Source organism: Lunatimonas lonarensis (assembly GCF_000390185.1).
Lineage (GTDB): Bacteria > Bacteroidota > Bacteroidia > Cytophagales > Cyclobacteriaceae > Lunatimonas > Lunatimonas lonarensis.
On the sequence record NZ_AQHR01000023.1, the window covers coordinates 1 to 2399 of the forward strand.

Here is a 2399-nt window from a genome sequence, read left to right on the forward strand (position 1 = left end):
ATGGATATTCCGGACAATACTGACCCCCGTTCCGGGCATATTGACCCCCCTTAAAAATGGGGTTGGTTCTATAATCTGTTAGACTGACAATTTTACATTTTTTTTCTCAGACTTTCTCCTTTCAACTCTATTCTGTAAGAAGAGTGAACCAATCTATCAAGGATAGCGTCTGCAATTGTTTCTTCTCCTATAACATCATACCAACTTGGTACCGGTAACTGGCTGACGATGATTGTTGATTTTTTGCTGTGTCTGTCCTCTATCATTTCCATAAAATCCATTTGTTGTTGTTTATCGAGGTGTGTAAGTCCAAAGTCATCAAAGATAAGCAGGTCTGTTTTTGCAAGCTTATCGAAGAATCTCACGATAGTCCCTTCCAATCTTGCGATTTTGGTTTTGAGCAACAGTTTCTGTGTATTGAAGTAGGCTACCTTATACCCCTTGAGACATGCCTGGTGGCCGAGTGCTGAGGCAAGATAACTTTTACCGCAGCCTGTAGCTCCTGTAATCAGTACCGCATCTCCCCTGTCAATAAACCCGCAGGTGGCCAGTGTGGTGAGCATCAGGTCATCAAGCCCTCTGTTCTTATCGAGTTTCAGTTCTTCAAGTGATGCTTTGTATCTGAAGGCGGCATTGGTTTCGAGCCTTTTGAACCTTCTGTTGTCCCTTTCAAGTTCTTCTGCCTGTAAGAGCAGCTCAAGACCTTCGCTAAAGGAAAGTCCCTGGGTTTTCCTTGTTTCTTTGAGTGCAGTCCATGTTTTGGACATGCCGTGCAGTTTAAGTTTTGCAAACTGCGATTCGATCTGATTGGCCATAACTGTTTGGATTTAATCAAGTGTTTGTTGTTGATTGTCGTAATAGTCTCTCCCCCTAAGGTTATTGTGTTTTGGAAGTTCCCTCTTTTTTTCAGGGATACGTTCATCTTCCATCCTGTTCTCTATGATATTCTGAATGAACTTGTAAGAGAATTTTTTATACGCTATTGCCGTTCTGCATGCTTTTTCGATGGCATCAAGTTCATACTGTCTTGCCAAACTGAGCAGGCCGTCACAGGACCTGTATACTTGCTCGGGGTATTTTTGCTGTTCAAAGAGAAGACAGACAAACTCATGGAACACCTTTGATATCTTTAAGGCTTTGTTTTTATAATAGTCTGGACTTCTGTCCCTGTAGTGTTGGTGATGGGAAGAAAGATGTTCTTTTACAGTAGAGTAAAGCCCCTGTTTATCGCATCTGGGGTGAACGGCCACTTTGCTACCTTCATGATAGATGTATACCATGGACCTTGTACAGCCTACCTTAACATCACACCCGACAAGGGTATGGGGAACACTGTAGTAATGCCTGTCCTGGGAAAGATAAATATGGTTATTTTTGGCAACTTTGTGGGTGGAATAAAAGCGGAGCTCAAAGGGCTCAACAGGGAGCTGTTGGAGCAATGGTTTTTCATCTGCAATAAACTTCTCTTCCCTGCAGAACGGTTTCTTCTGCATCCTTGTCTGGTTATGGCTTTTCACCCGCTGTCTTATCGCTTCGTTAAGCGAGGTTATATCAAAGAACTGCATGTTCCTGAGTTTGGCATATACCCTGGAATAAAGGATTTTGACCTGGTTTTCAACCAGTGCTTTATCCTGGGGCTTTCTTACCCTTGCAGGGAGGACAGCCGTGCCATAGTGATTGGCAAAATCTTCCATAGCCTTGTTAATATCAGGTTCGTACCTGTCTGCTTTTGTTACGGCAGCCTTGAGATTGTCGGGAACCAAAAGCTGTGGTACTCCTCCAAGATCCTGCAGGCACATCCCGAGTGCATACAGAAAATCAGAGGTGGTCTGTGATGGTATGGCCATGGCAAAAGCATAATCCGAATACGGTAAGCAGGCCACAAAAAACTGGCATTGTATAACTTCTCCTGTTTCCCTGTCGATATAGGGAATGGTCTTTCCTGCAAAATCTATGTAGAGCTTTTCCCCAGGCTTATGGTCCAGAACCATACTGGGCTTCGCTTTTCCCTTTGCAGTCTCTTGCTGGTCAAGATGAAAACAGAATTGGGAGTAGCTATACCCATTCGGATTTGACTGTCTGTATTCTTCCCACAGAACGGTTCTGGTAACGCCTGTTTTTTTCAGCTCTTTTTGATACGTTTCAAGATTGTCCTTAAAATACTCGTATCTCGGGTCTTTATAGGAGGGATTACCGGGATGGAACAAAGGGTATAATTCAGGCTCATCAAGGCTGAGGAGCGCATCCAACGTTTGATTAGTCCCATTGCCTGACAACAGCTTATCAAGCTTGAAAAGGTAGGTCTTGACAGTGTTCTTGCTCATGCCAAGAGTTCGGGCAATGGTTTTGATTCCTTTGCCCTGCCTGTTAAGTATCAATAATTGTTTTATCTGACTCAT

The 2399-nt window shown here is 43.5% G+C and carries 2 protein-coding genes; both read right to left on the reverse strand.

The annotated features are described in order from the left end of the window. Positions 1–92: 92 nt before the first annotated feature. Positions 93–815: an IS21-like element helper ATPase IstB gene (istB, locus tag ADIS_RS03555; RefSeq protein ID WP_010852953.1), complete on the reverse strand. Its 723-nt coding sequence runs from the start codon at positions 813–815 to the stop codon at positions 93–95. A gap of 12 nt (positions 816–827) precedes the next feature. Beyond that, a partial coding sequence (istA, locus tag ADIS_RS03560) for an IS21 family transposase (protein ID WP_010852954.1) occupies positions 828–2399 on the reverse strand: 1572 nt, incomplete at its 5' end.

Bases quoted from the DNA above. Each gene is read 5' to 3' on its own strand.
- istB (WP_010852953.1), bottom strand. From the start codon at position 815: ATGGCCAATCAGATCGAATCGCAGTTTGCAAAACTTAAACTGCACGGC.